This is a genomic window from Leptospiraceae bacterium (assembly GCA_024233835.1).
Classification (GTDB): domain Bacteria; phylum Spirochaetota; class Leptospiria; order Leptospirales; family Leptospiraceae; genus JACKPC01.
On sequence record JACKPC010000007.1, the window covers coordinates 193,989 to 212,942 of the forward strand.

The window sequence follows — 18,954 nt, forward strand, 5'->3', positions numbered from 1 at the left end:
GGTTTAAATTTTTATATGCAAACGGTTTGCGTACCGCAAAGCTTTCGGGTTTTGCGGCTCATAAAACAGTATTTCTTCAACGATTCCTTTGGCCTTCTTTTCATTTTTATTTTTAAAGTATAAAGAACTAAGAAGAAATAAATTATCCAGATTCATTGGTTGTCTTAGCCGAATTCTATCTGCAAATTCAATCGCAAGAGAATAATTTTTACAGGCTTCTGCGCAGCTTACAACCATATCTAAAGGCTGTATGCTGTAGGGTTTTTTCTCTGCATACAATAAAGCAGCCCGTAAGGCATTTTTATACTTTTTAAATTTACTATATGCCTCAGAAAGACATTTATACAGTTCTGCACATTTTACTTCTGATTCATGTTGTGCTTCTATATACTCAGATAATTCCTCAAACCCTGCACTTTCCATCATATGTAGTATTTCTTTTGAAATTTCTTCTTCAGATTGGTTGCAGGTTTCCTCAGCATCAAGTGTATAAGATATTCTTAAGATAGATAAATCATCGGTAATTTGACCTTTATTTTGAATTTCCTTATATAGCTTTTGAATATCTCCTCCTGCTCTTTCTACAAGACTTAAAAATAAATTTTCGTCTTCATTAATATTTCGAACCTCGGTAAAAACAGATTTGGAAAGATTTAAATCATCCCTTCCGTCTGAACCGGCAAACATAATGTCTCCGGGTTGCATCAGGAAGGTTCGGATATAAATAAAACCTTCTTCTATAGAAGTTCCTAATTTTCGAAAGGTTAATTCATTCTCGATAAAACTGGCATGGGCATCTCTATACAAAACCATCCAGGGATGTTCAGCATTTATAAAATAGATAAGTCCGCTGGATTCATCTATTAAACCGAAGACAAGGGAAACCAGCATAGATCCTTCGAAACTTTCAAAAACCCTGTGTAATTCTATAAATACATTTTTTAACCATCTCTCAGGGTATATATTTTCTCCCTCATCCTGTATTTTATTTCTTTCTAATATAGATTTAAATACAGCACCTAAAACAATGGCTCCACCTGCGCCCTGTATGGACTTTCCCATTGCATCAGCATTGATAAAAATGATATAGGGTTTTCCTTTTAGCTTAATACTATGACTTAGACAAAGATCTCCCCCGATCTCAAATACGCGGTTCTTAAACTCGAATTCTTTTTTTTGTTTAATCAGAAAATCTATTTTTACTTTATCAGATTTGATTTCATTCTTTCCCAGGGGTTTGAGAAGAAGTGAAGTTAGAAAATAATCTCCATCCTGTTGGAATTTTAGCTTTTTTACATGCTCTAATGATTCCTTTAATTCGGCCGTTCTTTGCTCCACTTTACGTTCCAGATTCTGGTTCAAATCTTTAATCTCTGTATACATTTGGCTCAATTTAAGTATGATATCATTCAGAGTTTTGGCCTGCATTCCAAATTCATCGTTAGAGGCTACAGCCAGTCTTTCTGAAAAGTCTCCGAGTGATACTCGTTTTAAAGTGTGAGTAACTTTATCTATGCCGCTTCGTAGAGAACCGGCCATTACGTAAGAGACAACCATGATAGGAACAAACATACTTACACCAATAATTCCTATATGCAAGAATGGATGCGAAACTTTTAGAAAGCCCTTATCCATTGCATACATTAAATAGCCCAGAACACAAAAAGGCATGATAGCAACCGATAGAAAAGAGATTAACAACCTTCTAAAATAGTTCATACTCAATGCTTTATTTTTTAAAGGAGGCAGGTTTTTGAAACTATCGTTAGTAAGAATTTTCTGAAGAACTCTTTCAGAAATTAAAATATAAGAAATATATGATACAGGTACTATATACAGTAACAAAAATGGAATGCTTTGATGTGCTTCCGGTTTCACCTTGTAAAAGAGAATAAACAAAATGTGGGTCAGGGGTACTCCAAAACACCAGCGAAAAACTATCATCCGTCCTTCATGGAAAGGATGGTTAATAATCTTCGTTTTTAACTTCATTAAAATCTTTTTTTCCGTACCTCCCTTTTCTAAAAAACCATCATAAGAACGAAAAAGTTTTTTTAAAATATAAGTTCTCCAGGCAATACCCATCAAGACCATGAGTGTTCCGGCAAGTCCTCCGGTAAAGATGGTCATCATAATTTCTTTAATGCCGACAAGATTTCCCGTTACTCCCGAAAAATAAATTGCCATAGGGACCGGAACGATATGAGTAAACAATTCTAATTTCCAGGTAAGTTCCCAGAGGACATTTTTATAGCCATCTATCTGCTGATTCATAGTAATGTACTAAAAAGAAGGTAATAGTATTTCCTAAAAAGTCAAGGCTAAATTTCTAATTCAAGTCCATCATAGGCCATAAACATTCCATCCGGAAGATTTTTCTCTGTTTCTTCATGCTCCAATCGATGTGAAATATGAGTAAAATAGGTTTTCTTTGCCCCGATCTTCATTGCGGCCTCAATTGCCTGAGAAAGATTGAAATGAGTGGGATGGGGCTCAGTACGCAGGGCATCTAAAACCAGGATTTCAAGCCCTTTCAACAGGGGAAAAACACTATCGGGGATTTCCGAAACATCGGTCATATATGCAAAGTTTTGAATCCGGAATGCTGTAACCGGAATAGTTCCGTGTAAAACGGTAAGGGGAAGAATGGCGAGTGAACCCAGATAAAATTCCTGTTCATTTTGAATCAAGGATAAAGTAATTTTAGGTTTTCCTCCTCCTTCCTGTGTTTGTTCAAAAATATACTGAAAGCGCTTTCTTAAATCAATAAGACTTTCAGAATTTCCATAAATAGGAATAGAAGCCTTTTGGATTTCATTAAACCTCCTGATATCATCGAGACCCGAACAATGATCCGAATGAGCATGGGTAAATAAAACGGTATCTATTTTTTCAATTCCATATTCCAAAGCTCTCAATCGAAATTCGGGTGGAGTATCTATCAGAATATGAGTATTTTCTACTTCAAGAAAAACAGAGGTTCTATAGCGGGTATTCTTTGGGTTGTCAGAACTGCAAGTTTTGCAGGTACAGGCAATCAGGGGGACTCCGTGAGAAGTGCCCGTGCCTAAAAATTTTATCTTCATATTATGTTTATCCCTGAAAATGATTTATAGTTTTTTAAGATGGATATATTAATAAATAAAAAAAACTTGCTTTATTCAAAAAAACAAACATACTGAATTTTCGGAGTTATACAATGCGTTCAATCTTGCAGATCTATTTTTTACCGGCTTTACTTATATTTTATAGTTGTAAAGCTACTACAACTGCTTCATCTTCTCCTACTCCCGTTTCTCAAACCGGTACGGATACTGAACTCAGTCTTCATACGGAACACATCAGCGAAAGAATCATTCGGAATCTCTCCGGAATCTTTTCTAAACCCATTTTTTTAAAAGGGAAAAAAATGGAGTTTGCCTTTAATTCGGTAGGTCAATTTACTATGGGCACAACAGATGAGAACGGAAAAGCTGATTTATTATTCGGTCATCCGAATGCTGTAGGCTCAAATAGTATAGGAACTTCCTATACAACGATCCGGGTTGATGGAAAAAACTATCGTTTTGATTCCTTAGAAGGAATCAATGTAACTATTGAAGAAAAAAACAAAGAGGTAAGTTTTCGCGGCAAAATACCGAATCGAAATATTCTAATTACCCAGAGGATACATGAAATAGAACCTGAAAAAGATAACTTTATCCTCGTTTATGATGTGAGTAATTATGAAGAAAACCCTATTCAATGTAGTATTCGTATATTATTAGATACTTATGCAGGGCATAATGATGGTGTTCCTTTTGCTATTCCGGGAAGTGATAGAGAAAAGAGAGTAATCTATGATCACGAACTGGATTTTACTTCTATTTCAAGTCCTATCTGGGAAAATTTTGATGATAAAAACAATATTGTATTCCTTCGCAATTCCCTGGTTGGTTCTGGTCTTACCCCTCCCGATAGAGTCGTTTTTGCAAACTGGGCAAAAGCTATACGAAGTGATTGGGATTATGAATTAGATGAGAGTTCTAAAGTGACAGGCGATTCGGCTGTCTTAAAATGGTGGAATAACCGAATGATCAATCCCCAATCAACCCTGCACGTCTCTACCTCTTATCAATATATTTTAAGGCAGGAGGGCATTTCATTCTCCCTGGAAGATAAAACCAGCGGATATGGACTTTTAAACATTGATAAAAAAAATACAGGTGATAAAGAAATCATATTGCGTTATACCATAGAATCCAAACAGGCAGATTGCATCAGTAATGATGGTTTGAATGTTTTTGAATTTCCCATTCCACCCGGTGCAAGTTTAAACCGTTCCATTCCTATCAATTTAAGTGGTTCCGGTGAAATTGCACTAAAAATAACAGAGGAATTTGGGGAAGAAAAAAGAGAATTTACTCAAAATATTCAACTTTCTGAAGAAAACAAAGGGATATCACCACCCGTTTGGGAAAGTGGCAAAGAATACCCGGTGGAATATCTGGCAGATAGTCCCGATTGGAAGTTGAAAGCAATAGCTGTAGATCCGAAGACCGGAAAAGAAATCAAGTCAGCGATGTTACAAAATATAAAAGAAAAAAACGGAAAATACTATTACAAAGGTCTCATTCCTATCGGCTCCTATAAAGGTGAGGCTGATATTTTGATTAAAAGGCTTGATTCGAATAAACAGGTCGAAGAAGTTAAAGATGACTATCCACTATTAGGTGAAGTTTTATCTTATTCGAATAATCTGTATTACTTAAGTACGAATAAATTAGCAAAAGAATTAAAAGAAGGACAGATAGTCTACATAGTAAAAGATAAGAAGAAAATCGGAAAGCTAAGAATCAAGACTGTTTGGAATAACAAACTTGATGCTACATTTGTCTCTTCTTTTACAGATATAATACCGGGAATGAGTTACGGACTTTAGACGAATTGTAAATAATCAGGAGTGTTTTTGTATCCCTTTAAAAAAGCCGGGAGTATTTTATAAATCGCAGGCGAGCTATTGGTGGCTCGCTTGCTCCTCAGGAAAAATGAAGGCTTACAGTAAACCTTATTTAATTAGAGTTTGGGTTGAAATTACTCCACTACCCAGATCCACACTTGTCGTGAATAGAGAACCACTGACGGTATAATCCTGTCCCAGTGCTGCCGAAAGAGTTCCAAAGCCGAGACTACTGTCTCCATTGCAATTCCCGGCTTTTGACAGGGTTACATAAAATAATTTACTTTCATCATAAGCAACGTGGCTTTTGTTACTACAACTTGTAAATGTTAAGTTTATGGTATTGCCATTAACCACGTATGTATAGCTTCCGTTATAGTAAGCACTGGAGATATTATCAGCAGAAAATTCTTCTGTAAATGTACCGCTATAGGAAGCTGAGTTGCCAGTACCGGAAACATTCAGACTATTTAAACTCCATTTTCCTGTAAAAGGATTTGCTTGCTTGGTAGAAATCAAGATAATTGTTCCTGAGCCTGGATCACTATAAGAAGTTAGTAGTTGATTTGTCTCTGCGATATAAGAGTAGGTACTGGTTTTACCTACATAATTTACACTATCGCCCGAACAGACTTTATACTTTAATGTCGAAGAAATATATCCGGATTCACTCGTGTAGCTGCTGTAATATCCACAATTTGTATATGTCAATAGAGTTGTTGAACCTGATTTGATTGTACCATTATCAACTTCAAAAATTCCATCATTTGAGTAAGAAGTAATAAAGTTTCCACTTAAGGAAAGTGTGGAGCGGCTTCCATTAAGAGAAATGTAATAACCGCTCGTGGCCTTCCAGGAACCCACAAGGGAGGACTGAGTAAACTTACTATAGGTTATAGATACAGAAACTCCATCTTTTGTATAGCTTTGCATCATCGTATCTCCATTGACAGAATACGTATAATTTATCTTATCCCCTACATTGACTCCCAAGCCTGAGCAGGAAACTGATGTGACGGTTGAGCATAAATTGCTTGTACCTAGAGTGTAATTGGATTTTGCTGTACAGTTTGCAGCCTGCACAATAGGAGAACCAGCAACTTCTAATATACCATTAGCAATGGAAGAGACAGAAGAAGATGTATATGTGTCAACAAAAGTTCCATATACCTTTATATCACTTTTAACTCCATTTTTTTCGTAAGTGCCTCCTGTCGCAACCCAGCTACCGTTTATAGATGTTGTCCCTCCGCTGCATGAATCTCCCTTGGGAGAAGCAAGTGCCAGAAGAGCAATTTGTTCACCTTTATTGTCGCTCTTATCCTGTTTACAATTAAACCCTGAAACACTTATTAATGTTGTCATTAACAGTATTATGAAAAGTTGTTTCATCTTTTTACTCCATTATGTTAATCTTAGATTAGGCATATAAAAGTGAGTAAGGAGATGATGACAATTAAGAATGTGAAATATAGACAAAAAGAAAATCTCCCCAGGAGGAAATTATGTATAAATCCTACATAAAGATAGTATCCTTTCATTTACTCAGGGGAGCAGTTCCTCGATTCTGGCTGTATGTTCAACTACGAAATTTGGGTCTCCGACCATTTTATTTCTCCTTAATAACATTTTATCATTTTAGATACTTTAAATAAAATATTTTATGGAAAAAAATGAAAACTATTAGAAAAGAGGAATTATTAGAAAAAAATTTTATGTATAAATCCTACATAAAAATAGGGTTCGGATTATGAGAAATGGTAAGAATGCACATTTATGGTTTGAATTTTACGCGGAACCCCTGAAAGCTTTCTGGAAGAATTACAGGGGGCGGAAACTCGAAGATTTATATGATCTGATTTCTTTGTTGTCAGGATTAACTGTAAGCACGGTTAAGGATCATTTTAACAGACTTAATACACTTTCAGAAAAACTTTCAGAGTCTGTTTTTTTTCTGCTTATCGAAACTAATTTTTATGAGCAGTTCTTTGATCTTGGGATGACAACAAGACTTGAAACATTTAATTCCGCAAGGCTTGCTGAAAAGTATTACAAACTTATTAAGATGAGCTTGATGAAGAAGGATGGATTTTGGGAAAGGTGGATTGAACTTTATGAACTTCGGTATTCTAATGAAGAATATAATAGGGAAGAAAAAAAGAAAAGATATGGGGAGTTAAAGGCCGAACTGAGAGATAATCAAGCGTATTTTGTAGAAAAGTTTAAGAACTTGAAAAGTCATAAACGCTTCCATAATATATATGAAAATATTAAAGAACGCTATGAGATTTTCGATGCTTTTTTTAAAATGAGCTTTCATCTGAATTATGTAGGTTTTTTGCGAAATACAGGATATTTTTTTGAAAACGATAATAGTAATTTTAGCAATTATCAGCAGTGGATCAAAAATGCTTTGACAGAAGCAGGGCTTTGTCTGGAGTCCGTAGGAAAGCGAGTTGAAAAGCATAAAGAGTTATATAACGACTATAGAATGTATCATTTATATAAACATGGCTCAGATTTAATTGGCGACAGTTTAGTTCCCTTTATAAATTTGGAAGAAAAAGAAAGAAAATGTATATTAGAAATTTCAGAAAAAGATATCGATTTAATGAAGCCAGAAAAAAGCGATACATTACAATATAGAATATGGTTTCAATACTATCGCTTGATTCATAGAATAAGAGATTCTGAACATTCTTTAAAATGCGGAGAATACGGCCCCGGACGACAAAAACTACTACTGGCCTATAATTCCTGCGAAGATTTGGAGAAGCTGATAACCGGACAATATGTAAGAATTCTCTTGAAAGTAAAGTATCACAAACGCAATCTGCACTTTCTCATTACGACTATCGAAAGCTATTTCATAGAAAAGGAATTAGAATCTCCTTACAGACAGGCTTATACATCTCCGAAAGAAAGACACGAAACCATGGATAGTGTTCTGGATGGATATAAAAAACTTCTACCTGAGATTCGAAGAGGAATATTTGAATCCTAAAGTTTTTAGGAGAAGGTAACTTGAGCATCCCTGTTCAAGAACGGTAGACCAAAATTACTCATTTTTAATTTCAGGAGAATGATTTGCGTATTTTAAAAATAATACATGGATATCCACCAAGATATAACGCCGGTTCAGAAGTTTATTCTCGTTCCATTGTAAGAGGTTTACTCGAAAAAAACCATGATGTTACTGTATTCAGTAGATATGAAAATCCTTTCGAGCCTGATTTTTCCACAAGGATAGAACTTGATTTCTATAAAAAAAAGAAAATTCCAATTCATTTAATAAATATTGTTCGTTCAAAAGATAGATACCAGCATGAAGAGGTTGATAAATATGTAGCCGGACTGATAGAAAAACAAAAATTTGATATTGTGCACATCGGACATTTGAATCATCTTTCTACTTCTCTCATACAAGCTATCAAGCAGTATAGTATTCCTATAATATTTACATTACATGACTACTGGTTAATGTGTCCCAGAGGACAATTTATTCAATTTAATATTGGTGAAAAAGAGCCATATCAACTTTGTGAAAAACAGGAAGATATGATCTGTGCAAAAAAATGCTATACTAGATACATATCAGGTGGAGTAAAAAGCAAGGAGGACATACAATACTGGTCGTCCTGGGTAAAACAAAGAATGGCTCATGTTCAAGAAATGTCATCAAGGGTAGATTTGTTTATTGCCCCTTCCCGTTATCTAATGGATAGATTTACTCAAAGTAAATTTATAAGTAAAAATAAAATCAAATTTCTGGATTATGGTTTTAATACAGAGATACTACAGGGTAGAAAAAGAAAAAATATAAAAAACCATATTGTATTTGGCTATATAGGAACTCATATTCCAACAAAAGGAATTCACCAATTGATTGAAGCATTTGGAAAAACAAATGGAAAATCAGAGCTTCTAATTTGGGGAAAACATAGAAATGAATATACACCTTTTCTAAAAGAACTTAGTGACCGATTACCGGAGGAAAGGAAAAAAAATATTGTTTGGAAAGAAGAATATAATAATGATAATATTGTAGAAGATGTATTTAACCATGTCGATTGTATAATAGTTCCTTCCATATGGGTAGAAAATTCTCCACTGGTTATCCATGAAGCTTTAGAAGCCGGAGTATGTGTGATTACAGCAGATATTGGTGGAATGAAGGAACATATCCAACATGGAAAAAATGGACTTCTTTTTAAACATAGAAATGTATTGAGTCTAAAAGAACAGATGCAATTGTTAATCGATCATCCCAAAAAAATAGAAGCATTATCTACAGGAGGATATTTGTATTCTGAGGATAAACATATTCCAAACATTATGACACACATAGAAGACCTTGAAAAAATATATTTAGAGTTATTGAAATGAAAACAAAACTTTGGAGAATTACTATAGATACTAATCCTGAAGATTGTAACTTGCACTGCATCATGTGTGAGGAGCATAGTCAATATAGTAATTATAAAGAAGAATTGTATCGAACTACCGGAGTAAAAAGAAGGGTAATGCCTCCGGAGTGGTTGGAAAATATATTTTCTCAAGGTAAAGAATTAGGTGTTCATGAAGTAATACCCTCAACAATGGGCGAACCTCTATTGTATAAAAGTTTTGATAGAATATTAGATTACTGTAATAAATCTAATATAAAATTAAATCTTACAACTAATGGAACTTTTCCCAGAAGAAAAGTGGAAGATTGGGCAGAGTTGATTTGTCCAATTACATCGGATATAAAAATCTCCTGGAATGGAGCAAGCAAAGAAACCGCTGAATCAATAATGGTAGGGCAAGACTTTAATAAAGCACTCAATAAACTAAAAACTTTTATAACAGTTCGAGACAACATATTTAAAGATACAGGTAATTTTTGCAGAGTCACTTTACAACTTACATTCTTAAAAAATAATATGCACGAATTGAAAGATATTGTAAATTTAGCGGGTGAAATTGGAGTCAATAGAATAAAGGGACATCATCTTTGGGCACATTTTAATGAAATACAGGATTTATCTTTTAGGAAAGATTTTACTAGCATTCATCAATGGAACCAATATGTAGAAGAAGCACATATGGAACAAAAAAATATCTTCAAAAAAAGTGGTAAGAAAATATTATTAGAAAATGTTATCCCATTGAAAATACAGGAAAAATCTGAAGTTCCTGAAAATTACGAATGCCCATTTTTAAACCAAGAAATATGGATTTCAGCAACAGGAAAAATATCGCCCTGTTGTGCACCGGATGAACTTAGAAAGAGTCTGGGAGATTTTGGAAATATTCAGGATAAAACTTTGAACGAAGTTATTGAAAGCAATGAATATCAACAATTAGCAATGAATTATAAGAATTATAATTTATGCAAAACATGTAATATGAGAAAACCCATATGAAACAAACTGAAATTTTCAAAAAATTAAATTTTAGGGATCTTTCAAAATTTCATAATACTGCTGTGAAAGATAAAATTTTTAGAACATCATCATTGACATTTTATGATAAAGAAAAATTCTTTCTTGAGTTATTGCATCAAAAAAATATAAAAACGATAATTGATTTAAGAGCTGATAGAGAAGTAAATGAAAGTTATTACTCTCAGGATACAATTCAAAAAATCCATTATGTAAGAAGTCCGTTTGATCCCTGGAACCAGAGTATTGAATTTAAAAACACTTATAATACCGGGACAAATGCAGAAATAGCTTACCATTTTTTTATGTTAGAATGTAAGAATAGTATTAAGTTAGTAATGAAAACAATTTTAGATTCAGAAGGTGCAATTGCAATACACTGCCATGCCGGAAAAGATAGAACAGGAATCATCATAGCTCTTCTGGGTTTATTAATCGGGACAGATAGAGAAACAATTTTATTAGATTATTTAGCAAGCGAGATGGACAGTAATCCATCTTATTTGGAAATTGTCTTTAATCTGGTAGATAAATTTGGAGGAATTGTATCCTATCTTAGAAGCTGTAAGCTAACTGAAGAAGAGATTCAACAATTAAAAAATTTATTATGCAAGAATTAAAATCTGAATTAAAAAATATTTTTACATCCTATTGGTATTTTCTTGCCTTACAAAAAGCCTGCCAATTAGATCTCTTCGATATTATAGAAGAAAAAAATAAAACTATTTCTGAAATAATAACTTTATTAAAAGTCAACCATAAAGCAATGTCTCACTTGATAATGTTTTTAATAGAAGAAAAATATGTAAGTGAGATAAATAATATTTTATCTCTAACGGAAAAAGGTCTTCTACTAACAGAGAGTCACCCGGAAAGTTTAAAAAATGCATGTATATTGTGGGGGGAGGAACACTTAAAAGCATGGGAAAATATTGACTATACTCTTAAAACAGGAAAACCAAGTTTTGAAAATATTTATGGAAAACCTTTCTTTGATTATCTGGAATCACACCCGGATAAATTAAAGAATTATCATCTTGCAATGAGAGATTATGCAAAAGATGATTATTTTAATCTTGCTGCGAAAATTGATTTTTCTATTCATAAATCTATCGCAGATGTTGGTGGAGGTGTTGGAACCTTAATTGAACCAATTGCCCTGAAATATAAAAATACTTCATGTATTCTTTTTGACTTAGAGAACGTTGTGAATATTATAAATACTCCTTCAACAAAACCATATACTATTTTATCGGGAAATTTTTTTGAAAAACTACCGTTTAAAACTGACGCCATTATTCTAAGTAGAGTTCTTCATGATTGGAATGATAAAAGAGCAAATACTATATTATCTAATTGTCGTTCAGCTTTGAATGAAAATGGAAGATTATACGTGATAGAAATATTGCAAAATGAAAATACGGCACATTTGTTATGCTTAAACATGTTAGGCATTTGTGAAAGTCATGAAAGAACTTTATCAGAATATCAAAAACTTTTACATTCAAATAACTTTAAAATTTTAGAAACCATTTCTTTAAATCACCTACAGAGAATACTAATATGCCATTAAAATATTTTAATATTCAATTATCCGAAGATCAAACTTATTTCCTATATAAAGGAGAAACCCTTTTTAATAAATTTTATAAACAGGCTTTAAAGTTTCACCCTCCGGGAATTGCTGCTGTTTTAGATGAGAATGGTTGGTACCATATAGATACTACTGGAAATCAAATATATAATAAAAAATATACAAGGGTTTTTGGATATTATTATAATAGGGCTTCGGTTGTAGATGATTTAAACTGGTTTCATATAGATGAAAATGGAAACAGAGTTTATGAAGATAATTATAAATGGTGTGGAAATTTTCAAGAAAAATTATGTACAGTCAGGGATAAAGAAAATAATTATTTCCACATTGATTTAGAAGGAAATAAAATATATGAGAAAAAATATAAATACGCAGGTGATTTCAAGGATAATTATGCCTGTGTTCGCTTGCAAACGGGGCAATTTGTTCACATTGATAAAAAAGGCGAACGATTAAATGAGAAGGAATTTATAGATTTAGGAGTATATCATAAAGGTTTTGCTACTGCAAAAGATTTTGATGGCTGGCATCATATTGACCTGAATGGAGTTCCATTATATAAAGAAAGATATTTAAATATCGAACCTTTTTATAATGGATTCTCATTAGTGGAATCTTTTGATAATAAAAAATTTCTTATAGATGAAATAGGAAAGATAATTCTTGAAGTATAGGGGAATCAATAAAGACAAAAGTAAAACGTTATATAACTATGACGGATATAGGAAAAAGTTGTCCAAGAAATAAAGATGGTTATTATAACCTTAGAAATGCAAATCTTAATGGTGTGATTTTTCGGGATGCATACCTTGAAGGAGCATGTCTTGAGGGGCCGTTCTTGAAGAAGCAAAATAGGAATTTATGCAAAAGCAGGGATCGACAACTATTGGATTGTAAATTTGAATAATTTCATAATATATACATATTCAAATATACAAAACTCCACATATGCAGAAAAAAAGATTTATCGCAAAGAAGAAAGCCTCTCTATTTTCAACTCAACTTTCAGCCTCCCTAAATATTTCTCATAAAACTATTTTTATTCTATCCGGCATAAAAAGCGACCGTTTAGCTCTCAGGATAGACCTTTTCAAGGAAAAGTCTTGTGAGTTCTTTTTTTGCTTGAATTATAGAGAGCCTGTATTTTCCTCCGGGTAATGAACCGAAAAGATTTTTTAAAACACTCATTCGCAGGTCTCGCCCTCGGAACAGGACTCTCCGACTGTAAACCCTCCCGTAATTACTCAAATATCGAAAACCTGGAAAAACTTCCCTATCTCGTCTGGAGAATCGCTTCGAGTTTTCCCAGGGGAATCGACACGATTTATAACGCAGCGGAAGTCTTTGCCGAGAAGGTAAAACTTCTTTCCGGTGGACGCTTTAAAATTCGTGTCTTTCCAGCAGGTGAGCTCGTACCGGGCTTACAAGTTTTGGATGCAGTCCAAAACGGAACGATTCAAATGGGTCATTCTGCAAGCTATTACTTCACCGGAAAAAACCCGGCTTTAGCTTTCGATTGCGGAGTACCTTTCGGTTTAACAAGCAGACAGCAGAATGCCTGGCAAGAATTTGGTGGAGGGAAAGAACTCTTAGCTTCTATTTTTTCGGACTTTAATATACTCAGCCTTCCCGGTGGAAACACAGGAACACAAATGGGGGGATGGTTTCGAAACGAAGTAAAAAATCTTTCCGAGCTAAAAGGAATCAAAATGCGGATTCCGGGACTGGGGGGACAGGTAATGAATCGACTCGAAGTCAATGTTCAGGTACTGGCAGGAGGTGACATTTATCCTGCCCTGGAGAGAGGAGCCATCGATGCCACCGAATGGGTAGGCCCTCATGACGATGAAAAATTAGGTTTTTACAAGGTAGCAAAGTATTACTACTATCCGGGCTTCTGGGAACCATCAGCACAAATTTCGTTTTATATTAATACAGAAGAATGGAAAACACTTCCTGAGATATATAAGGAAATAATAAAACTCTCGGCTACAGAAGCCAACATACAGATGATGGCAAACTATGACTACCTTAATCCGATTGCACTGGAGAGTCTTCTAAGAAAAGGAGTTCAACTTCGGGAGTTTTCTAAAGACATTTTAATAGAAGCCAGAAAAAAGGCTTTTGAAATAATGGAAGAAAATGCAGCTAAAGATGCAGCCTATAAAAAAATTTATCTTTCCTGGAAAAACTTTCGAGAAGCTAGCTTTAAATGGTTTAATAAAAGTGAAACTTCTTATGCAAATTTTGCTTACGGTGAATCAAAATGAGTTTAAAAAGAATTTCCGATGCAATTGAAAGTCTCAATGAAAAAGCCGGAACCGTGCTGCAATGGCTTTCCCTCTTTATGGTGCTTGTAGGGGCTTATAATGCTATTGCAAGGTTCTTAAGTAAATACTTACAGGTAAATTTAAGTTCCAATTCTCTCTTAGAAATTCAATGGTATTTTTTTAGCGCTTTGTTTTTGTTGGCAGCCGCATACGGGCTCAAGCACAATGTTCATGTTCGAGTAGATGTTTTTTATGAAAAGTTTTCTCCAGAAAAAAAGGAAAAAATAAACTTCTACGGAAATCTTTTTTTACTCCTGCCTTTTTGTTTAACTCTTTTTGTCGCATCTTTACCTGCGGTTATAAACTCCTGGAAAGTCTGGGAACTCTCTCCCGATCCCGGTGGACTTCCCCGCTATCCGGTTAAAACCCTACTCCCCCTATCTTTCTTGCTTCTCTTTTTACAGGGACTTTCGCAAACGATAAAAGGATACTATTCTATAAAAGAAAAAAAATATAAAAAAGAAGAACAGGGAGGACATGTATGATTTTCGAATGGCTTGCTCCTCTGATGTTCTTAAGCCTTTTAGCCCTGATTTTTACAGGCTACCCGGTCGCCTTTTCTCTGGGCGGAATTGCAGTAATTTTTGGTTTTTTTTCTTCTATTTTGGGTTATTTTAATCCGAAACTGTTTATGGCTATTACCGAACGCTCTTTCGGAATCATGTCTAATTACATTTTGCTTGCAGTTCCATTCTTCATCTTCATGGGAATCATATTAGAAAAATCAAAATTGGCAGAAGGTCTTTTAAAAACCATCGGACTCTTATTCGGCCCTTTACGGGGCGGTCTCGCACTCGCCGTGATTTTCGTAGGAATTTTATTGGCAGCAGCTACAGGTGTAGTAGGTGCTTCGGTTGTGGCTATGGGAATGATTTCTCTTCCTGTCATGCTGAAATACGGCTATTCCAAGGAATTAGCAAGCGGAATTATTGCAGCCTCCGGAACCCTGGGCCAGATTATTCCTCCGAGTGTGGTTTTAATTGTTTTAGGAGACCAAATGGGAATCTCTGTTGGTGATCTATTTGCCGCAGCTATTGTTCCAGGTTTAATCTTAGCTTTTTTATATATTCTATATATTCTGGGTATCGCTTTTTTTTCACCCTCTAAAGCACCGGCTCTTCCTAAGAGTGAAAGACAAATCCCCCTTCCCCTTTTATTAAAGAAAACCGCATTTGTAATGCTTCCTCCCCTTCTCTTAATTGTTTTAGTCTTGGGTGGAGTTTTTGTCGGTCTGGCTACCCCTACAGAAGCCGGAGCTTTAGGTGCTTTAGGGGCTATCATCCTTGCTCTTATGAATAGAAGCCTCAAGTTAGCCAATTTAAAGCAGAGTATGAATGAAACTATGAGGCTTACGGTAATGATTCTTTTTCTACTTATAGGCTCTACTGCATTTTCCCTGGTATTTCGCTGTCTCGATGGGGACCTATGGGTTCAGGATCTGTTACTCAATCTCCCCGGGGGTAAAATTGGTTTTTTAGTATTTTCGAATTTACTTATTTTCTTACTCGGCTTCTTTATCGATTTCTTTGAAATTGTATTTATTCTCGTCCCTCTTCTCGTTCCTGCTGCAAAAAAAATAGGGATTGACCTCGGCTGGTATGCTGTATTAATTGCTATGAACCTACAAACTTCTTTTTTAACACCTCCTTTTGGTTTTTCCCTATTTTATTTGAGAGGAGTAGCACCCGAAAGCATAAAGACTTCAGACATCTACAGGGGGGTTGTACCTTTTTTACTTATACAAATTTTTACACTCGGAGTTTTAATATTATTTCCGGGAATTATAAAATTCGGAGGAGTTTAAGATGAATCCAGCATTTTCATTGCGGAAAAAAATTGGTTTTTTTGTCGGTCCATTTTTCTTTATCCTTATGCTTTTTTTGACTCCAGCAGAAGGTTTAAAACCTTCTGCCTGGTACACAGCAGCTACAGGAGTCCTAATGGTGAGCTGGTGGATAACTGAGCCGGTTCCGATAGCCGTTACGGCTTTAATCCCCCTTATAGTTTTACCTGTATTAGGAGTTGATAAAATTGATAAAATAGCAGCACCTTATGCCAGCCCGCCTATCTATCTTTTCTTAGGTGGTTTTCTACTCGCCCTGGCTATGGAAAAATGGAACCTGCATAAACGTATAGGACTGTATATAATACACTGGATAGGAACAAAGCCGAGACGAATTATCGCAGGCTTTATGTATTCCTCTGCTTTTTTGAGTATGTGGGTAAGTAATACAGCAACAGCAATTATGATGCTTCCTATGGGTCTTTCTATTATCGAACTTATACAGCAACAGCTCGCAAACGAGGAAAAATCGAATATTCGAAATTTTGCAATTTGTCTTTTACTATCGATTGCTTATGGAGCGAATATAGGAGGAATCGGAACCATTATCGGAACCCCTCCCAATGCTCTTATGGTGAGCTATTTTGCAAATCGGGGAATCGACATCAGTTTTGCCAGGTGGATGATGGTAGGAACTCCTCTTGTAGTTATTTCCTTACCGCTTTGTTATCAATTATTAACTCGCTTCATTTTTCCTGTACGCTTACCGGAAATTCCGGGCGGAAAGGAAATCATAGAAAAGGAATTTTTGAAATTAGGAAAAATTTCTAAACCGGAAAAGCTTATCTTCCTCGTCTTCGTAATAACGGCGATTCTTCTTATCTTTCGAACCAGTCTTCAAAAACTTATCCCAGGTCTGAATGACTCTTCGATTATGCTACTTTCTTCTCTCGTTCTTTTTTCTATACCGATAAACTTGCAAAGTGGAGAATTCCTTCTTGACTGGAAAACAGCAAGGGGCATTCCCTGGGATGTGCTTTTACTTTTTGGTGGGGGTTTAAGCTTTGCCTATGCGGTGGAAACTACAGGACTTGCCTCGTTTATAGGAGAGAAGACAATTGTATTGAAAGATTTTCCTCCCCTTGTTATTGTTGCTGCTGTTACAACTCTGATAGTCTTCCTTACTGAACTCAGCAGTAATACGGCGACAGTCGCCGCGTTTTTACCGGTTTTAAGTTCGGTAGCTCTCGGAATTCACGTAAATCCTCTACTCTTAGCGATTCCGGCAACCTTTTCGGCAAGCTGTGCTTTTATGATGCCGATTGCTACTCCGCCGAACGCCATTGTTTATGGAAGCGGAATGTTTAGTATCCCGGAAATGATGCGGGCAGGGTTTTGGTTAAATATCTTATTTATAATTATAATTACAGCTATTACTTTCTTACTTATCAAACCGGTTTTCGGAATTTAATATTGGACAAGATCATGAAGCATAAGACACTGAACTATTTTCACTTTTTTTTAGAATTCTGGGAAAAATACAGTCATTTCGGAAATGAGCATTATACTCATCACTCAGAAAAGAAATATAATATCATATCCAATCAACTTCTCTTCATAATCGATATTATCCTGGCAGTATTTTGCATAGCTGTTTTCTATTACTATCTCTATCTGATAAATATAAATCATTTCATATATTCTAAATATCTTATTTTTTATTTGATTCCCGTTACACTCTTTTTCTTTTTGATCCTGATCTTCTTTTTTTTAAAAAACCTACTGGGAAAAAATACCCTTTTCATGTCCATTTCCCATTTACTCGGAGGTTTACTAATTGTTTACTACAGCCTATTGCAGGGAGAGAAAGCGGGTTATCATCTTTATTTTTATGTCCTTCTACCCCTACCTTTCTTCTGCTTTGATAAAAAAAATATACACCTTATCCTGATAGGAAGCATATATTCATTTATCGAAATACTTCTGGTTAATTATTTTTTTCTTACGCATAAACCTTTCCTGCCCGTCCCTGAACACTTGGACAAAATTACAAATAATATCGTTGTTTTAATTATCAGTATATCTCTATTTGCTTATAGTTACTACTCCTGGAATCAAACCCATGTAAGTCAGGAACTTTTAGAGCAGGAAAAGGAAAAAACAGAGAGACTCCTTTTAAATATACTTCCTCAAAAAATTGCTAATGAGTTAAAAAATACAGGTAAAGTAGAATCGGTTTTTTACGAACAGGTAACTGTGGTGTTTACTGATTTTGTAGGTTTTACAAAGATAGTAGAAAGTATGCCGGTAAAAAATTTGGTAAGGGAACTTGATGCTTACTTTACTCAGTTTGATGAAATTTTGGTACGCCACAAAATGGAAAAGATTAAAACCATAGGCGATGCTTATATGTTTGCCGGTGGTTTACCCGAAGTCAACCCTACACACGTTGTCGATGCCTGTCTTGCAGCCATAGAGATGCGGGAGATTATGAATCGAATCAAAGAACTTCGTCTCAAGCTAAATCTTCCTTACTGGGAACTGCGAATAGGAATAAACACAGGCAATGTGAGTGCCGGTGTGGTGGGCTTAAAAAAATACACCTATGATATCTGGGGAGACACGGTGAATATAGCGAGTAGAATGGAATCAAGCGGGGAACCCGGCAAGATTAATATCTCCCGGGCAACCTATGAGCAGGTGAAACCCTTTTTCCATTGTTCTTACAGAGGAAAAGTAAAGGCAAAAAACAAAGGCGATGTAGATATGTATTTTTTAGAGAATCTCCGGGAGGAACTCTCCAACGAAGTGGAAGGTATCAGGGTTCCGAATCAGAATTTCTGGAAATTGTATAAATCCTTTTCTTAGTTTAATTTTTC

General features: G+C 35.0%; 14 protein-coding genes and 1 pseudogene. 12 read left to right on the plus strand and 3 right to left on the minus strand.

Translation table 11 applies throughout. From position 1 onward, the window contains the following. Nucleotides 1-3 precede the first annotated feature (3 nt). Both H7A25_25005 and H7A25_25010 read right to left on the minus strand, forming a co-directional pair. Nucleotides 4-2,274, minus strand: coding sequence for a SpoIIE family protein phosphatase (locus H7A25_25005; GenBank protein MCP5503181.1), 2,271 nt, complete (start codon nt 2,272-2,274; stop codon nt 4-6). A gap of 47 nt (nt 2,275-2,321) precedes the next feature. Continuing rightward, nucleotides 2,322-3,086: an MBL fold metallo-hydrolase gene (locus tag H7A25_25010; GenBank protein MCP5503182.1), complete on the minus strand. Its 765-nt coding sequence runs from the start codon at nt 3,084-3,086 to the stop codon at nt 2,322-2,324. Between the two features lie 113 nt (nt 3,087-3,199). Between H7A25_25010 and H7A25_25015 the strand changes: the two genes are divergently transcribed. Continuing rightward, nucleotides 3,200-4,921, plus strand: a complete 1,722-nt coding sequence (locus tag H7A25_25015) for a hypothetical protein (protein ID MCP5503183.1) — start codon at nt 3,200-3,202, stop codon at nt 4,919-4,921. Between the two features lie 126 nt (nt 4,922-5,047). Here H7A25_25015 and H7A25_25020 read toward each other — a convergent pair whose 3' ends face one another. Continuing rightward, nucleotides 5,048-6,304 (minus strand): hypothetical protein, encoded by a 1,257-nt coding sequence (locus H7A25_25020; GenBank protein MCP5503184.1) that lies wholly within the window; start codon nt 6,302-6,304, stop codon nt 5,048-5,050. A 385-nt stretch (nt 6,305-6,689) separates the two neighbouring features. Here H7A25_25020 and H7A25_25025 point away from each other — a divergent pair, with 385 nt between their 5' ends. The 11 genes and pseudogenes from H7A25_25025 (at nt 6,690) to H7A25_25075 (ending at nt 18,943) form a co-directional block, all read left to right on the plus strand. Further along, on the plus strand, nt 6,690-7,943 hold the full coding sequence (locus H7A25_25025; GenBank protein MCP5503185.1) for a hypothetical protein: 1,254 nt from the start codon (nt 6,690-6,692) through the stop codon (nt 7,941-7,943). A gap of 83 nt (nt 7,944-8,026) precedes the next feature. Further along, nucleotides 8,027-10,347: pseudogene (locus H7A25_25030) on the plus strand (glycosyltransferase). Next, nucleotides 10,344-10,985 (plus strand): tyrosine-protein phosphatase, encoded by a 642-nt coding sequence (locus H7A25_25035; protein ID MCP5503186.1) that lies wholly within the window; start codon nt 10,344-10,346, stop codon nt 10,983-10,985. The pseudogene H7A25_25030 and the gene H7A25_25035 overlap by 4 nt, the downstream one beginning before the upstream one ends. After that, a complete protein-coding gene (locus H7A25_25040; protein MCP5503187.1) occupies nt 10,973-11,938 on the plus strand; it encodes a methyltransferase in 966 nt (321 codons plus the stop codon). Before H7A25_25035 ends, H7A25_25040 begins: the two co-directional genes overlap by 13 nt. Beyond that, nucleotides 11,929-12,636: a WG repeat-containing protein gene (locus tag H7A25_25045; protein ID MCP5503188.1), complete on the plus strand. Its 708-nt coding sequence runs from the start codon at nt 11,929-11,931 to the stop codon at nt 12,634-12,636. Before H7A25_25040 ends, H7A25_25045 begins: the two co-directional genes overlap by 10 nt. A 38-nt stretch (nt 12,637-12,674) precedes the next feature. Further along, nucleotides 12,675-12,869, plus strand: a complete 195-nt coding sequence (locus H7A25_25050; GenBank protein MCP5503189.1) for a pentapeptide repeat-containing protein — start codon at nt 12,675-12,677, stop codon at nt 12,867-12,869. 250 nt (nt 12,870-13,119) lie between these two features. After that, entirely contained in the window at nt 13,120-14,232 is a 1,113-nt protein-coding gene (locus H7A25_25055) for a TRAP transporter substrate-binding protein (GenBank protein MCP5503190.1), read from the plus strand. Further along, complete coding sequence (locus tag H7A25_25060) at nt 14,229-14,777, plus strand: TRAP transporter small permease subunit (protein ID MCP5503191.1); 549 nt, start codon at nt 14,229-14,231, stop codon at nt 14,775-14,777. The genes H7A25_25055 and H7A25_25060 overlap by 4 nt, the downstream gene beginning before the upstream one ends. Further along, a complete protein-coding gene (locus H7A25_25065) occupies nt 14,774-16,096 on the plus strand; it encodes a TRAP transporter large permease subunit (protein ID MCP5503192.1) in 1,323 nt (440 codons plus the stop codon). Before H7A25_25060 ends, H7A25_25065 begins: the two co-directional genes overlap by 4 nt. A gap of 1 nt (nt 16,097) precedes the next feature. Next, nucleotides 16,098-17,546 carry a DASS family sodium-coupled anion symporter gene (locus H7A25_25070; protein ID MCP5503193.1) on the plus strand — a complete coding sequence of 483 codons (1,449 nt, stop codon included), beginning with the start codon at nt 16,098-16,100 and terminating at the stop codon, nt 17,544-17,546. A gap of 14 nt (nt 17,547-17,560) precedes the next feature. Further along, nucleotides 17,561-18,943 carry an adenylate/guanylate cyclase domain-containing protein gene (locus H7A25_25075; GenBank protein ID MCP5503194.1) on the plus strand — a complete coding sequence of 461 codons (1,383 nt, stop codon included), beginning with the start codon at nt 17,561-17,563 and terminating at the stop codon, nt 18,941-18,943. Nucleotides 18,944-18,954 lie beyond the last annotated feature (11 nt).

What these genes read in the sequence shown, in the direction of transcription:
- H7A25_25020 (MCP5503184.1), bottom strand. Translation starts at nt 6,304, where the DNA reads ATGACAACATTAATAAGTGTTTCAGGGTTTAATTGTAAACAGGATAAG.
- H7A25_25070 (MCP5503193.1), top strand. Translation starts at nt 16,098, where the DNA reads ATGAATCCAGCATTTTCATTGCGGAAAAAAATTGGTTTTTTTGTCGGT.
- H7A25_25050 (MCP5503189.1), top strand. Translation starts at nt 12,675, where the DNA reads ATGACGGATATAGGAAAAAGTTGTCCAAGAAATAAAGATGGTTATTAT.
- H7A25_25055 (MCP5503190.1), top strand. Translation starts at nt 13,120, where the DNA reads ATGAACCGAAAAGATTTTTTAAAACACTCATTCGCAGGTCTCGCCCTC.
- H7A25_25060 (MCP5503191.1), top strand. Translation starts at nt 14,229, where the DNA reads ATGAGTTTAAAAAGAATTTCCGATGCAATTGAAAGTCTCAATGAAAAA.
- H7A25_25045 (MCP5503188.1), top strand. Translation starts at nt 11,929, where the DNA reads ATGCCATTAAAATATTTTAATATTCAATTATCCGAAGATCAAACTTAT.
- H7A25_25015 (MCP5503183.1), top strand. Translation starts at nt 3,200, where the DNA reads ATGCGTTCAATCTTGCAGATCTATTTTTTACCGGCTTTACTTATATTT.
- H7A25_25035 (MCP5503186.1), top strand. Translation starts at nt 10,344, where the DNA reads ATGAAACAAACTGAAATTTTCAAAAAATTAAATTTTAGGGATCTTTCA.
- H7A25_25040 (MCP5503187.1), top strand. Translation starts at nt 10,973, where the DNA reads ATGCAAGAATTAAAATCTGAATTAAAAAATATTTTTACATCCTATTGG.
- H7A25_25075 (MCP5503194.1), top strand. Translation starts at nt 17,561, where the DNA reads ATGAAGCATAAGACACTGAACTATTTTCACTTTTTTTTAGAATTCTGG.
- H7A25_25065 (MCP5503192.1), top strand. Translation starts at nt 14,774, where the DNA reads ATGATTTTCGAATGGCTTGCTCCTCTGATGTTCTTAAGCCTTTTAGCC.
- H7A25_25005 (MCP5503181.1), bottom strand. Translation starts at nt 2,274, where the DNA reads ATGAATCAGCAGATAGATGGCTATAAAAATGTCCTCTGGGAACTTACC.
- H7A25_25025 (MCP5503185.1), top strand. Translation starts at nt 6,690, where the DNA reads ATGAGAAATGGTAAGAATGCACATTTATGGTTTGAATTTTACGCGGAA.
- H7A25_25010 (MCP5503182.1), bottom strand. Translation starts at nt 3,086, where the DNA reads ATGAAGATAAAATTTTTAGGCACGGGCACTTCTCACGGAGTCCCCCTG.